At 63.1% G+C, this 14,289-nt stretch carries 13 protein-coding genes and 1 pseudogene; 9 read left to right on the forward strand and 5 right to left on the reverse strand.

The window, feature by feature from the left end; genetic code table 11:
* Positions 1-157: 157 nt before the first annotated feature.
* A complete protein-coding gene (locus tag WF331_RS12520; protein WP_016497893.1) occupies positions 158-1,651 on the reverse strand; it encodes a CoA-acylating methylmalonate-semialdehyde dehydrogenase in 1,494 nt (497 codons plus the stop codon).
* A 77-nt stretch (positions 1,652-1,728) separates the two neighbouring features.
* Positions 1,729-3,075, reverse strand: a complete 1,347-nt coding sequence (locus WF331_RS12525; protein ID WP_016497892.1) for an aspartate aminotransferase family protein — start codon at positions 3,073-3,075, stop codon at positions 1,729-1,731.
* A 115-nt stretch (positions 3,076-3,190) separates the two neighbouring features.
* On the opposite strand from WF331_RS12525, the gene WF331_RS12530 reads away from it, so the two are divergent.
* From WF331_RS12530 to WF331_RS12550, 5 genes and pseudogenes are all read left to right on the forward strand, one after another.
* A complete protein-coding gene (locus tag WF331_RS12530; RefSeq protein ID WP_172488781.1) occupies positions 3,191-4,111 on the forward strand; it encodes a LysR family transcriptional regulator in 921 nt (306 codons plus the stop codon).
* 90 nt (positions 4,112-4,201) lie between these two features.
* Positions 4,202-4,864 (forward strand): TetR/AcrR family transcriptional regulator, encoded by a 663-nt coding sequence (locus WF331_RS12535; RefSeq protein ID WP_016497890.1) that lies wholly within the window; start codon positions 4,202-4,204, stop codon positions 4,862-4,864.
* 9 nt (positions 4,865-4,873) lie between these two features.
* Entirely contained in the window at positions 4,874-5,458 is a 585-nt protein-coding gene (locus WF331_RS12540) for an IMPACT family protein (protein WP_016497889.1), read from the forward strand.
* Between the two features lie 371 nt (positions 5,459-5,829).
* The gene (locus tag WF331_RS12545) at positions 5,830-6,516 is read left to right on the forward strand and encodes an SDR family oxidoreductase (protein ID WP_016497888.1); all 687 of its coding nucleotides are present in this window, start codon (positions 5,830-5,832) and stop codon (positions 6,514-6,516) included.
* 86 nt (positions 6,517-6,602) lie between these two features.
* Positions 6,603-7,549: pseudogene (locus WF331_RS12550) on the forward strand (adenosine deaminase).
* A gap of 19 nt (positions 7,550-7,568) precedes the next feature.
* Here WF331_RS12550 and WF331_RS12555 read toward each other — a convergent pair.
* Positions 7,569-8,282 (reverse strand): ArsR/SmtB family transcription factor, encoded by a 714-nt coding sequence (locus WF331_RS12555; RefSeq protein ID WP_049273704.1) that lies wholly within the window; start codon positions 8,280-8,282, stop codon positions 7,569-7,571.
* 486 nt (positions 8,283-8,768) lie between these two features.
* On the opposite strand from WF331_RS12555, the gene WF331_RS12560 reads away from it, so the two are divergent.
* Positions 8,769-8,966 carry a hypothetical protein gene (locus WF331_RS12560; RefSeq protein ID WP_340622963.1) on the forward strand — a complete coding sequence of 66 codons (198 nt, stop codon included), beginning with the start codon at positions 8,769-8,771 and terminating at the stop codon, positions 8,964-8,966.
* On the opposite strand, the gene WF331_RS12565 is transcribed toward WF331_RS12560, so the two are convergent.
* Both WF331_RS12565 and WF331_RS12570 read right to left on the reverse strand, forming a co-directional pair.
* Complete coding sequence (locus WF331_RS12565; RefSeq protein WP_016497885.1) at positions 8,917-10,098, reverse strand: multidrug effflux MFS transporter; 1,182 nt, start codon at positions 10,096-10,098, stop codon at positions 8,917-8,919. The genes WF331_RS12560 and WF331_RS12565 overlap by 50 nt on opposite strands.
* Positions 10,099-10,340: 242 nt before the next feature.
* Positions 10,341-10,538, reverse strand: coding sequence for a heavy-metal-associated domain-containing protein (locus tag WF331_RS12570; RefSeq protein WP_016497884.1), 198 nt, complete (start codon positions 10,536-10,538; stop codon positions 10,341-10,343).
* 145 nt (positions 10,539-10,683) lie between these two features.
* Between WF331_RS12570 and WF331_RS12575 the strand changes: the two genes are divergently transcribed.
* The 3 genes from WF331_RS12575 to cueR are packed head-to-tail and all read left to right on the forward strand — an operon-like array spanning position 10,684 to position 13,929.
* Entirely contained in the window at positions 10,684-11,070 is a 387-nt protein-coding gene (locus WF331_RS12575; RefSeq protein WP_016497883.1) for a hypothetical protein, read from the forward strand.
* Between the two features lie 52 nt (positions 11,071-11,122).
* Positions 11,123-13,522 (forward strand): heavy metal translocating P-type ATPase, encoded by a 2,400-nt coding sequence (locus WF331_RS12580; protein ID WP_016497882.1) that lies wholly within the window; start codon positions 11,123-11,125, stop codon positions 13,520-13,522.
* Complete coding sequence (gene cueR, locus WF331_RS12585; protein ID WP_016497881.1) at positions 13,519-13,929, forward strand: Cu(I)-responsive transcriptional regulator; 411 nt, start codon at positions 13,519-13,521, stop codon at positions 13,927-13,929. The genes WF331_RS12580 and cueR overlap by 4 nt, the downstream gene beginning before the upstream one ends.
* Positions 13,930-14,289 lie beyond the last annotated feature (360 nt).

Genomic DNA, 14,289 nt, shown 5'->3' on the forward strand with positions numbered 1-14,289 from the left:
GTGGGAGCGGCCTTGCGTCGCGATGCGCCGCGCGGGCGGCGCTCGATCTCACAGGCGCTGAAAAACCCAAGCCGAACACTGCTGAATCCCCAAGGCGAACACCCCCAAAAAACAAAGCGGGGAGGCCTTTCGGCCTCCCCGCTTTAATTACCTGCCTTTAAAGGCTAGGGAACGCAAACTGCGACGCTTCATGGCTGGCACGCTGCGGCCAGCGCTGGGTAATCGCCTTGCGACGGGTATAGAAGCGCACCCCGTCCGGGCCATAGGCATGCAGGTCACCGAACAGCGAACGCTTCCAGCCACCAAAGCTGTGATAAGCCACCGGCACCGGCAGCGGCACGTTCACACCTACCATGCCCACTTCGATCTCGTCGCAGAACAGGCGCGCCGCTTCACCGTCACGGGTGAAGATGCAGGTCCCGTTGCCATACTCGTGATCATTGATCAGCTGCATGGCCTGCTCCAGGCTGTTCACACGCACCACGCATAGCACCGGCCCGAAGATCTCTTCTTTATAGATACGCATCTCCGGGGTCACCTTGTCGAACAGGGTGCCACCCACGAAGTAGCCATCTTCATTACCGGCTACACGGAAGCCGCGGCCATCCACCACCAGCTTGGCGCCAGCAGCAACACCGTCATCGATGTAACCCACTACCTTGTCACGGGCAGCAGCCGTTACCAACGGGCCCATGTCCAGGCCGCACGAAGTGCCGGCACCAATCTTCAGTGCCTTGATCTGCGGTTCCAGCTTGGCAATCAGGGCATCGGCCACCTGGTCACCCACGCATACCGCCACCGAAATGGCCATGCAGCGCTCGCCGCACGAACCGTAGGCCGCGCCCATCAGTGCACTGACGGCGTTGTCCAGGTCGGCATCCGGCATCAGTACCGCGTGGTTCTTCGCGCCACCCAAGGCTTGCACGCGCTTGCCACGCTTGGTGCCTTCGGCATAGATGTACTCGGCGATCGGCGTTGAACCGACAAAGCTCAGTGCTTTTACTTCTGGCGCTTCAATCAGTGCATCCACCGCTTCCTTGTCACCGTGCACCACGTTCAGGATGCCCTTCGGCAAGCCGGCTTCCAGCAGCAACTGGGCGATGTACAGGGTCGAGCTGGGGTCACGCTCGGACGGCTTGAGGATGAAAGCGTTGCCGCAGGCGATAGCCAGTGGGTACATCCACAGCGGCACCATGGCCGGGAAGTTGAACGGGGTAATGCCAGCGACCACGCCCAGCGGCTGGAAGTCGGACCAGGCATCGATGTTCGGGCCGACGTTGCGGCTGTACTCGCCTTTCAATACTTCTGGCGCTGCGCAGGCGAACTCGACGTTCTCGATGCCGCGCTTCAGTTCGCCGGCTGCGTCTTCCAAGGTCTTGCCATGCTCTTCGCTGATCATCTGCGAAATCTTGGCTTCGTTCTGCTCCAGCAGTTGCTTGAAGCGGAACATTACCTGGGCGCGCTTGGCCGGTGGGGTGTTGCGCCAGGCCGGGAAGGCCGCCTTGGCGGAGTCGATCGCTTCCTGCACGGTCGCGCGACTGGCCAGCTCGACCTTGCGTACAGCCTGGCCGGTGGACGGGTTGAAGACATCGGCGGTGCGCTCACCTTTGGAAACCAGCTCGCCATGGATCAGGTGCTGAACAATGCTCATGCAAAACTCCGGATATAGAAGGTAGAGGCAGGCGCGCTAGCTATACATGCGCGCGCCTGGCATCGAAATCGGAAAGATCAGTCGATCAGGTTCAGGTTTTCGCCGACGGCGTCGAACAAGCGATCCAGTTCCTGCGGCGTGGTGTTGAACGTTGGGCCGAACTGCAGGGTGTCGCCACCGAAGCGTACATAGAAGCCTGCCTTCCACAATTTCATCGCCACTTCGTACGGGCGGACGATGGCATCACCGTCACGGGCGGCGATCTGGATGGCGCCGGCCAGGCCGTAGTTACGGATATCGACAACGTTCTTGGTGCCCTTCACGCCGTGCAGCAGCTTCTCGAAGTGCGGCGCCAGCTCGGCGGCGGACTGCACCAGGTTTTCCTTCTGCAGCAGGTCCAGCGCGGCGATACCGGCGGCGCAGGCCACCGGGTGGGCCGAATAGGTGTAGCCGTGCGGGAATTCCACGGCGTATTCCGGCGTCGGCTGGTTCATGAAGGTGTGGTAGATCTCACTGCTGGCAATCACCGCGCCCATCGGGATGGCGCCGTTGGTTACCTGCTTGGCGATGCACATCAGGTCCGGGGTGACGCCGAAGGCTTCAGCACCGGTCATCGCGCCCATGCGGCCAAAGCCGGTGATCACTTCGTCGAAGATCAGCAGGATGTTGTGCTGGGTGCAGATTTCACGCAGGCGCTTCAGGTAACCCTTAGGCGGCGGCAGTACACCGGCAGACCCCGCCAGCGGCTCGACGATCACCGCAGCGATGTTGGAGGCATCGTGCAGCTCGATCAGCTTGAGCATTTCGTCAGCCAGGGCAATACCGCCCTCCTCCGGCATGCCCTTGGAGAAGGCGTTCACCGGCAGCACGGTGTGAGGCAGGTGGTCGACATCCAGCAACTGGCCGAACATCTTGCGGTTACCGTTCACCCCACCCAGGCTGGTACCGGCGATGTTCACGCCATGGTAGCCGCGGGCACGGCCGATGATCTTGGTCTTGGTCGCCTGGCCTTTCAAGCGCCAGTAGGCACGCACCATCTTCAGCGCGGTGTCGGCGCACTCGGAACCGGAGTTGGTATAAAAGACGTGGTTCAGATCGCCTGGAACCAGATCAGCAATCTTTTCCGCCAGCTGGAACGACAGCGGATGGCCAAACTGGAACGCCGGGGAATAGTCCAGGGTACTCAGCTGACGGGTGACCGCATCGGTAATTTCCTTGCGGGTGTGCCCGGCGCCGCAGGTCCACAGGCCAGAAAGCGCATCAAAGATCTTGCGCCCCTGGTCATCGACCAGGTAGTTGCCTTCGGCCGCCACGATCAACCGTGGGTCGCGGTGGAAGTTGCGGTTGGCGGTGTAAGGCATCCAGTGGGCATCCAGCTTGAGCTGGCTGGCGATACCGGCGGGAGCGGTTTCGGGCATGTTCATCGGCGGTTCCTCGAAAGACGATTAGGCAACGATGTATGTTGTTGCAGCTAAATTGGCACGGCGATAAAGTCTGAAAAAGCCAACATTTCTAATCTTCAGACAGGCCGTGACTAAACTGATGAGCCGACGCCCCGATCCACTCGCCCAAGTCAGCGATTTCGACATCCGCCTGCTGAAGATCTACCGCAGCGTGGTCGAGTGCGGTGGCTTTTCGGCCGCCGAGAACGTGCTGGGCATTGGCCGCTCGGCCATCAGCCAGCAAATGAACGACCTGGAGCAACGCCTTGGCCTGCGCCTGTGCCAGCGTGGCCGCGCCGGTTTCTCGCTGACCGAGGAAGGCCGCGAGGTCTACCATTCGGCACTGCAACTGCTCAGCGCCCTGGAAAGTTTCCGCACCGAGGTCAACGGCCTGCACCAGCACTTGCGTGGCGAGTTGAACATTGGCCTGACCGACAACCTGGTCACCCTGCCGCACATGCGCATCACCCATGCCCTGGCCGAACTCAAGGACCGCGGGCCCGATGTGCGTATCCAGATCCGCATGATCGCCCCCAGCCAGGTCGAACACGGCGTGCTCGACGGCAGCCTGCATGTTGGTGTGGTACCTCAGACCAGCCCGCTGTCGGGCCTTGAGTACCAGCCGTTGTACAGCGAACGCTCGCTGTTGTACTGCGCGGTCGGCCACCCGCTGTTCTATGCCGATGACCAGCAGGTCGACGACGACCGCCTCAACAGCCAGGAAGCCATCACCCCCACATTCCGCCTGCCCGCCGACATCCAGGCCCATTACCAGGCGCTGAACTGCACGGCCAGTGCTTCGGACCGCGAAGGCATGGCGTTTCTCATCCTCACCGGGCGCTACATTGGCTACCTGCCCGACCACTACGCCACGTTGTGGGTGCAGCAAGGCCGCTTGCGCGCCCTCAAGCCCCAACAGCGCTTCTATGACCTGAGCCTGAGCTGGGTAACGCGCAAGGGCAGGCGGCCCAATCTGGTACTGGAAAGCTTCCTCGACAGCCTGGCTGCGACACGTTGATGCCAGTCTGTGCCGCAAACGCTTGTCACTTCGGCGCAGGCAGGTAATCTTGTCCGACAGCCGCAGCCACTGACCCGTACGGAATCGTCCATGACCCTAGAAGTCCCTGCGCACCGCCTCTCCGCCTCGGGCAAGCCCGCGGGCCGCATCCGCCAGAAAAACGAACAGGCCATTATCCAGGCCGCCGAGGACGAGTTCGCTCGCCATGGGTTCAAGGGCACCAGCATGAACACCATCGCCCTGAAGGCGGAATTGCCCAAGGCCAACCTGCACTACTACTTCACCAACAAGCTGGGCCTGTACATTGCCGTGCTCAGCAACATCATCGAGTTGTGGGACAGTACCTTCAACGCCTTGAGCGTCGAGGACGACCCCGGTGAAGCGCTGAGCCAGTACATCCGCACCAAGATGGAGTTCTCGCGCCGCAACCCGCAGGCCTCGCGGATTTTCGCCATGGAGGTAATCAGCGGTGGCACCTGCCTGACCGAATATTTCAGTGCTGACTACCGCGAGTGGTTCCGCGGCCGGGCTGCCGTGTTCCAGGCCTGGATCGAAGCCGGCAAGATGGACCCGGTCGACCCGGTGCACCTGATCTTCCTGCTTTGGGGCAGCACCCAGCACTACGCCGACTTCGCTACCCAGATCTGCCAGGTTACCGGCCGCAGCCGCCTGACCAAGCAGGACATGGAAGACGCAAGCAACAACCTTATCCACATCATTCTGAAAGGCTGCGGCATCAAGCCCGCTGTGTAACCGTCATTTATGCCTTCTACCCTGCTCGACCTCTGCGAATACCGCGAGGACATCCGCAAGAGCCGCTTCATCACCCTCGCCGGGCCGATCAGCAGTGCCGCCGATGCGATGAGCTTTATCGAACGCCACAGCGACCTGGCCGCCACCCACAACTGCTGGGCCTGGAAGCTCGGCGGGCAGTACCGCAGCAACGATGACGGCGAACCCGGCGGCACCGCAGGCCGGCCGATCCTGGCAGCCATCGAAGCGCAGGACTGCGACCAGGTCGTGGTGCTGGTGATCCGCTGGTACGGCGGTATCCAGCTGGGTACCGGCGGCCTGGCGAGGGCCTATGGCGGCGGCGCCAACAAGTGCCTGCAACAGGCACCCAAGCGGCTGCTGGTGCAGCGCAGCGAATTCACCTGCAGCTGCAGTTTCAGCGAACTTGCGTTGGTTAAACTGCGGCTGGCGGAGGTGGACGGCCTGGTACTGGATGAACAGTTCACCGCCAATGGCGTAGACCTGCTGATCGCGCTTGGTGATGCCCACAGGGCGCCACTGCAGCAGCAACTGGCCGACCTGAGCCGCGGGCGCATCCTGCTCGAAGCATGCTGAACATTGCCCACAACAACTGTGGGCCCGCCTGTGGATAAGCTTGGGGCAGTCGCTTGCAAGCTACTGTTTTCATGGCCTCCAGAGCTTTGATCATATTTTGATCACTGTTTGATGACAGCCGCAAACTGCTGAAAGCTCACGAGTTATCCCCAACACGCGGCCAGGCGGGGCGCCTTGCAAGGTCGTAGGCTTGCACACAATAACTGTGGATCAGCCTGTGGATAACCCGTGCGCCAACAGGCGAAGCGCCCGGCCGGGCAAGGCCCCGGCGCAGTTGATCGTTTTTTATACAGCCAACGGCAAGGCAGTGAGTGCCGCTGTGGATTATTCTCAACTACCTTTCTCTTTCACCGACCACGGAGCGCGTTCACATGGCTAATGCAAAAACCGCACTTATCATCGGCGCCTCGCGCGGGCTTGGCCTGGGCCTGGTGCAACGCCTGAACGAAGACGGCTGGAATATCGTTGCCACCGTGCGCAACCCCCAGCAACCCGGTGCCCTGGCGGACGTGCCCGGCGTGCGCATCGAACAGCTGGAAATGAACGACACCGCCCAACTCGATGGGCTGAAACAACGCCTGCAAGGCCAGGTGTTCGACCTGGTATTCGTCAATGCGGGCGTCATGGGCCCCCTGCCGCAAGACCTGGAGACGGTTCAGAACAAGGACATCGGCGACCTGTTCATGACCAATGCCGTGTCGCCCATCCGCGTGGCCCGCCGCCTGGTCGGCCAGGTGCGCGAGGGCAGCGGCGTGCTGGCCTTCATGAGTTCGATCCTGGGCAGCGTAACCATCCCCGACGGGGGCGAAATTTGCCTGTACAAGGCCAGCAAGGCAGCGCTCAACTCGATGATCAACAGCTTCGTGGTTGAACAACAGCGCCCCGACCTGTGCGTGCTGGCCATGCACCCGGGCTGGGTGAAAACCGACATGGGCGGCGAAAACGCCGAAATCGACGTGTTCACCAGCACCCGCGGCATGCTCGACCAGATCAACGCACAAAGCGGCAACGGCGGCCTGCGCTTCATCAACTACAAGGGCGAACCCTTGGTCTGGTGATCCACCGGGTCGCAGCCTGGCCGGGCGCAATGCCCGGCCAGGCCCTGTAGAATGGCGGCAACCGTACCTGATTGAGATGCCCCACTATGTATGACTGGTTGAACGCCCTGCCCAAGGCCGAACTGCACCTGCACCTGGAAGGCTCGCTGGAGCCCGAGCTGCTGTTCGCCCTGGCCGAGCGCAACAAGATCGCCCTGCCCTGGGCCGATGTGGAGACCCTGCGCGGTGCCTATGCCTTCAACAACCTGCAGGAGTTCCTCGACCTGTATTACCAGGGCGCGGATGTGCTGCGTACCGAGCAGGACTTCTACGACCTGACCTGGGCCTACCTGCACGCTGCAAAGCCCAGAACGTGATCCACACCGAACCGTTCTTTGACCCGCAAACCCACACCGACCGCGGCATCCCTTTCGAAGTGGTGCTCAATGGCATCAACCAGGCGCTGAACGACGGCCGCAAGCAACTGGGCATCAGCAGTGGCCTGATCCTCAGCTTCCTGCGCCACCTCAGTGAAGAGGAAGCGCAAAAAACCCTCGACCAGGCCCTGCCGTTCCGCGACGCGTTCATCGCCGTCGGCCTGGACAGCTCGGAAATGGGTCACCCGCCAAGCAAGTTCAAGCGCGTGTTCGACCGGGCCCGCAGCGAAGGCTTTGTTGCCGTTGCCCATGCCGGCGAAGAAGGCCCGCCCGAGTACATCTGGGAAGCGCTCGACCTGTTGCAGATCAAGCGTATCGACCACGGCGTACGCGCCATCGAGGACGAGCGCCTGATGCAACGCATCATCGATGAGCAGATCCCGCTCACCGTGTGCCCGCTGTCCAACACCAAGCTCTGCGTGTTCGACCACATGAGCCAGCACAACATCCTGGACATGCTCGAACGCGGCGTGAAGGTTACGGTCAACTCGGACGACCCGGCCTACTTCGGCGGCTACGTGACGGAAAACTTCCACGCCCTGCACACCCACCTGGGCATGACCGAAGACCAGGCCCGTCGGCTGGCGCAGAACAGCCTGGATGCCCGGCTGGTCTGATTGACCGACGCCGTTGCGCTCAGCCGACCTGCAACGTCGCCACGCGGGCTATGCGATTGATCTGCTGGATACCCAGCGCCGAGATATGCAATGCCCGCGTGTCCTCGGCCTCGCGCATCCAGCCAGATTGCAGAAACAGCCTGAACAAGGCCTGGCCCAGTACGCCACCCAGGTGCGGGGCCTGATCGTTCCACTCGGTGCAACGGCAGATCACGCAACCACGTTGCTGGTGTGGCGCCAGGGCATCGATGTAGACCCCGACAAGCGCCAACTGCGCCCGCCCCTCGTCACTTACCATCAACTGTCGGCCGCTGCCTTCCAGCCAGCCGGCCACCACCACGCGATGGTACAGCTCACTGGCCAGCTCCCCACCCAGGTGATCGCCACAACGACGTGCGCGGCGCATCGACATGGGCAACGGTGATACCGGCGCCTTGGCCTGCTCCCCCCTGGCGCCCTCCAGCTGAACGCTGGCCAAGGCCTCCACGGCGGCCCCGACCTGCGGTGTCGCCAGGCGGAAATAGCGCTTGCGGCCACGTGCTTCATGCCTGAGCAACCCGGCCGACGACAGCAACGAAAGGTGCGCGCAGGCCGATGACGAAGTCAGGCCGGTCATTATCGCGAGCTCATTGGCCAGGCGTGGCGTGCCGTCGATCAATGCCCACAACATGGCACTGCGCTTCGGGTCGGCCATCAGGCTGGCAATCTGGCTGATACTGCTGGCTGCGTTCATATCCCTGTAACTCCCTGCAAGTTCACGGTGTGGATGCGATGGGCCAACCCTGGCAGGGAAGCACCTCTCGCTGTCACTGGCCTGGGTCGCCAGTATAGGCCGCAGCAAACGCCGTTCAGACGCTCACCTGCCGACATACCTGCGGCGAAAAAACACTGGGTATGCCTACCCTTCAAACAGTGAAACAGCCTCGGAAAACTGCCCGGAACCCGGTCAACCAAAGGTCCGATATACGCGTACAGCGGCGTAGAAACATCTTGATGAAAAAAGACCGGCTGCAATTTCAGATACGGCCCACAGCCATGTTCCGCAAATAGCGCGCAACGAAGCGAAGGTTCTGCGGGTTTGCGGGCATTACGCCCAAAGCGGGAAACAGGGAGAGGAAATGCGCCTGTCGACCGTCAGTCAGGACACTGATGCAGCCCGTGGCAGCCACGAGGGGCGGCGCTACACTTGAGCGGCTCCCCCTTCTGGAGGTTTGCCGCGATGAAAATTGTCGTCAGTGCATCGAGCCGAAACCCTGCCTGCCCCTGGCAGGTCCAGCTCGATCAACACGTGGTCAGTTTCCGCAGCGAGGCCGAGGCGCGGGCCTTCGTCGCCACGCTCGAAACCCGCCTGCAGGCACCTCACCCGCTTATGCGGGACGCCTGGCCTGCAAACGTCGGGTCAGCAGCGCGACACTGACCGCCAGTGCACCGCACAAGCTGATTACCGTCGCCATCGGCACCGCACTGCCATCATGCAGCAGGCCGACCAGTGCCGCCGCCCCTGCGGCGACGCTGAATTGCAGGCAGCCCATCAGTGCCGAGGCGCTGCCAGCGCGTGCGCCCTGCCCGCTCATGGCGCAGGCAGAGGCGTTGGGGATGATGCAGCCCAGGCTGGCGATGCAGATGAACAGCGGTACCAGCAGCGGCCACAACTGTGTCGGCTGCAAGGCTGCCACGCCCAACAGCGCCAGGCCTGCCGCCAGGTACACCCACACCCCGCGCGCCAGCAGGAACGCCGGGCCACGCTTGGCCAGTAGACGTGCATTCACCTGTGCCACCAGGATGAAGCCGGCGGCGTTGGTACCGAACAGCCACCCGTAGTGCTCGGCCGGCACGTCATAGAGCTTGATGAACACGAAAGGGGAACCGGCGATGTAGGCAAACATGCCGGCAATGGCGATACCACCGGTCAAGGCATGGCCAAGGAACACCCGGTCTGCAAGCAAACGCAGGTATTGGCGCAAAGCGCCAGACAGCGGCTGACGCGGCATGTGCTCAGGCAGGCTTTCCGGCAGGCCAAGGCTGACCGCCAGCAGGCAGCCGGCACTGAACAGGCTCAAGGCCAGGAAGATCGACTGCCAGCCTGCCAGGTTCACCAGCACCCCGCCCAGCATCGGTGCCAAGATCGGCGCCAGGCCCATGACCAGCATCAGTTGTGAAAACACCTTGGCCGAGGCCACCGGGTCGCACTTGTCGCTGACGATGGCCCGCGACAGCACCATGCCGGCACAACCGCCCAGTGCCTGGACAAAGCGCGCCAGTACCAGGGTGTCGAGGTTGGGGGCATAGGCACAGGCCAGCGACGCCAGGGTGAACAGGGTCACCCCGAACATCAGCGGTATGCGCCGGCCAAAGCGGTCGGCTACCGGGCCATAGGCCAACTGGCCGATGGACAGGCCGAGGAAGTAGGCGGCCAAAGTGGCCTGGATGTGTTTTTCATCGGTGGCGAACGCCTGCGCCATGGCCGGGAAGGCGGGCAGGTAGAAGTCGATCGCCAAGGGCCCGAACGCACTGAGTGCGCCCAGGATGAGCACCATTCGCAGGTTCATCAGGAATCCATAGCAGGCTAAGCAAGTGATTGATTCTACCTGCTGTGGCCACTATCGGTATGAAAACATTTGCAACAAACCTGGGCCTTGCGGGGACAACTGCCTGGCTCGAAACCTGAAAATTGCCGTGGTCCCTCTGGGGGCGGGCGTGCCCGCGAATCAGGCAACGCGGTGGATGGCACCGGCTACGCGTATTCGCGGGCACGCCCGCTCCCACAGGTGAGTCTCCCACTGCCAAGTCTTCAGGCAAGTTCGGCCTGATAACCTTCATCACGAATGGCCGTAAGGATCTGCTCCTGCCCCAGTTCACTCTGCACCCGTACCTGCCTGGCTGCCAGGTCGATCTCGACCTTGGCCGCTGCATCCTGCTCCTGCACCGCGCGGGTCACGGCTTTCACGCAATGGCCGCAGGTCATGCCTTGTACATTGAACACTTGCATGGGGGTTGCCTCCTTCAGGTTTTCAACGAGTCTCAAGCTTGCCATCGGGGCAAGGTCAAGACCTGCCAGCAACACCTGGGGTGGAAATCCGCGCCCGCGTCGGCCAAGCTTCGCGTTTGACGATCAGGCAAGCAGGAGACTTTTCATGTTCAGGGCAGCATTGGGCGTCGTCGGGCTATTGAGCGCGCTGGCTGCGGTGCCACCGGCCAGTGCCGAGGGCAATTCGGACTACAGCGTACTGATCATTTCCCGGGAACGCCTGGAAGTGGCCACCAACTGCGAAATTGGCGTCTACCTCAACGATCAGCTTTCCGGGCGTGTGTTCCAGGAGCAATCCACCTCGTTCAACCTGCCGCCCGGCCCGGTGGATGTGCGCCTGCGCCTTTTGCCAGGGCAGATGCCAGGCTGCGCAGCGGGCGTCGAAGACCAACGCAGCACACGCTTGAACCTGCAGGCGGGCCAGATCAACAAATACCGCATCGCCATGGGGCATTATGGGCTGGAGTTGAAGCGAGCCGGCCTGGGCTATTGACCTTACCTGCATGGCAAGGTTGATGCTGGAGGCCTGTCCAAGGAGGAGAGCCATGCCCGCATCCACCACGTATGACCTGCCGATCTCCGGCATGACCTGCGCCAGCTGTGCCGGCCGGGTCGAACGCGCCTTGCGCAAGGTCACCGGCGCTGAACAGGTCAGCGTCAACCTCGCCACCGAACAGGCCCGGGTCCAGGCCCCGGCCAACAGCCTGCCCGCCCTGGTCGATGCCGTGCGCGAAGCCGGCTACGGCGTGCCCACCCGTACCGTCGAACTGCAGATTGGCGGCATGACCTGCGCCAGCTGCGTCGGCCGCGTAGAGCGCGCCTTGGGGAAGCTGCCGGGTGTTGAGCAGGTCAGCGTCAACCTTGCCAGCGAACGCGCGCACCTTGAAGTGCTGGCAGCCGTTGATGACAACCTGCTGATCGACACCGTGCACAAGGCCGGCTACAGCGCCAGCCTGCCGCAAACGGCAAACGGCGACCAAAGCGCTGCCCAGCGCCGCCTGCGCAACGAGCGCCTGGCGGTCGGCGCAGCCTTGCTGTTGGCCCTGCCACTGGTATTGCCGATGCTGGTGCAGCCATTCGGCCTGCACTGGATGTTGCCTGCATGGGCGCAGTTCCTGCTGGCCACACCGGTGCAGTTCATTCTTGGCGCCCGCTTCTACGTAGCCGCCTGGAAGGCCGTGCGCGCCGGTGCCGGCAACATGGACCTGCTGGTGGCGCTAGGCACCAGCGCTGGCTACGGCTTGAGCCTGTACCAGTGGGCGCAGGCCCCTGCCGGCATGGCCCCACACCTGTACTTTGAAGCCTCGGCCGTGGTGATTGCCCTGGTGTTGCTGGGCAAGTACCTGGAAAGCCGTGCCAAGCGCCAGACCGCCAGCGCCATTCGCGCCCTTGAGGCACTGCGCCCGGAACGCGCCCTGCGTGTAGTCGACGGCCAGGAGCAAGACGTGGCCATCGCGCAGTTGCGCCTGGGCGACCTGGTGCTGGTCAAGCCCGGCGAGCGTTTCCCGGTAGACGGTGTGGTCGAAGACGGCAGCAGCCATGCCGATGAAGCCCTGATCAGCGGCGAGAGCCTGCCGGTGCCCAAGCAACCCGGCGACAGTGTTACCGGTGGTGCCATCAATGGCGAAGGCCGATTGCTGGTGCGCACCCAGGCGCTGGGCACCGAAACCGTGCTGGCCCGTATCATCCGCCTGGTGGAAGACGCCCAGGCCGCCAAGGCGCCGATCCAGAAGCTGGTCGACCGGGTCAGCCAAGTGTTTGTCCCGGCCGTGCTGGTACTGGCCCTGATCACCCTGATCGGCTGGTGGCTGGCCGGCGCACCGTTGGAAACCGCACTGATCAACGCCGTTGCCGTGTTGGTCATCGCCTGCCCCTGTGCCCTCGGCCTGGCCACGCCTGCAGCAATCATGGCCGGCACCGGGGTTGCCGCCCGCCACGGTATCCTGATCAAGGACGCCGAAGCCCTGGAGCGTGCCCATGCGGTCAACCGCGTGGTCTTCGACAAGACCGGCACGCTGACCTCTGGCAGCCCGCGGGTTGTCCACAGCCAGGCGCAATTGGGCAACAGCGCCGACCTGCACCGCCTGGCCGGCGCCCTGCAGCGCGGCAGTGAGCACCCACTGGCCAAGGCGGTGCTGGATGCCTGCGCCGAACAGAAGCTGGACGTGCCAAGCGTTACCGACAGCCAGTCGCTGACCGGGCGCGGCATCGCCGGATGTGTAGAGGGCCGCGAGTTGGCCCTGGGCAACCGCCGCCTGCTCGACGAAAGCGCCCTGCAACCTGGTGACCTGGCCGCCAAGGCCCAGGCCTGGGAAGCCGAGGGGCGCACCCTGTCGTGGCTGATCGAACGCGGCACGCAACCCCGTGTGCTGGGCCTGTTCGCCTTTGGTGACAGCCTCAAGCCCGGCGCCGCGCAAGCCATAAATACCCTGCACGCACAGCACATCAGCAGCCACCTGCTGACCGGCGACAACCGCGGCAGCGCCAAGGTGGTGGCCGACGCCCTGGGCATCGACGATGTGCATGCCGAAGTGCTGCCGGCCGACAAGGCCGCCACCGTGGCCGCGCTCAAGCTGGATGGCGTGGTCGCCATGGTTGGCGATGGCATCAACGACGCCCCGGCCCTGGCGGCAGCCGATATCGGCATTGCCATGGGTGGCGGCACCGACGTGGCCATGCAGGCCGCCGGCATCACCCTGATGCGTGGCGACCCGCGCCTGGTGCCGGCCGCCCTGGAAATCAGCCGCAAGACCTACGCCAAAATCCGCCAGAACCTGTTCTGGGCGTTCATCTATAACCTGATCGGCATCCCGCTGGCCGCGCTGGGTTACCTCAACCCGGTACTGGCCGGCGCCGCCATGGCCCTGTCCAGCGTCAGCGTGGTCAGCAACGCGCTGTGGCTCAAGGCGTGGAAACCCACCAGCACCAACGAGGAAGCGCCATGAACATCGGCCAGGCCGCCCGCCGCAGCGGGCTTAGCACCAAGATGATCCGTTATTACGAATCCATCGGCCTGCTCAAACCTGCCACGCGCAGCGACAGCGGCTACCGCCTGTACCAGGCAGAAGACTTGCACAGCCTGGCCTTCATCAAGCGCTCCCGCGACCTGGGCTTTTCCCTGGAAGAGGTCGGCAAGCTGCTGACCCTGTGGCAAGACCGCCAGCGTGCCAGCGCCGATGTGAAGGCGCTGGCCATGCAGCACATCGATGAACTGAACCGGCGTATCGAGGAACTGGTGAGCCTGCGCGACACCCTTGGCGAGCTGGTTTCGCATTGCCAGGGGGACGACCGCCCGGACTGCCCGATCCTCAAGGACCTGGCCAACGGTGCTGCTGGAAGTTGCTGTCACTGATCGGTCACCCGCGCTTGGTATGCCAAAAGCGTCCAAACGCGACCGAATAGTCACCAACCGCGACTTTATCCAATAAATACGGGCGTTTTCATACATAAAACCCGGACGCTGCCGATGCACTGGCTACCTGCCTCGTGGGTCGACAATAAAAATTCCGGGAGCGTCGATGAGCATCAAACAGAAACTGACCTGGGCATTCGCGGTCATCGCCGGCTTGCCCATTGTCCTCGTGGCCACCCTGGTGGTCCTCAACCTGCGCGGCGAAGCCCGCGACGGATTCCTCGACGGTAGCAGCCGGGAAATCCGCCAGGTCAGCAACGCGATGAACATCTTCTTCCAGGGCATCAACCAGAACGTCGA

Source organism: Pseudomonas sp. YNh, from assembly GCF_037993085.1.
GTDB classification, from domain to species: domain Bacteria; phylum Pseudomonadota; class Gammaproteobacteria; order Pseudomonadales; family Pseudomonadaceae; genus Aquipseudomonas; species Aquipseudomonas putida.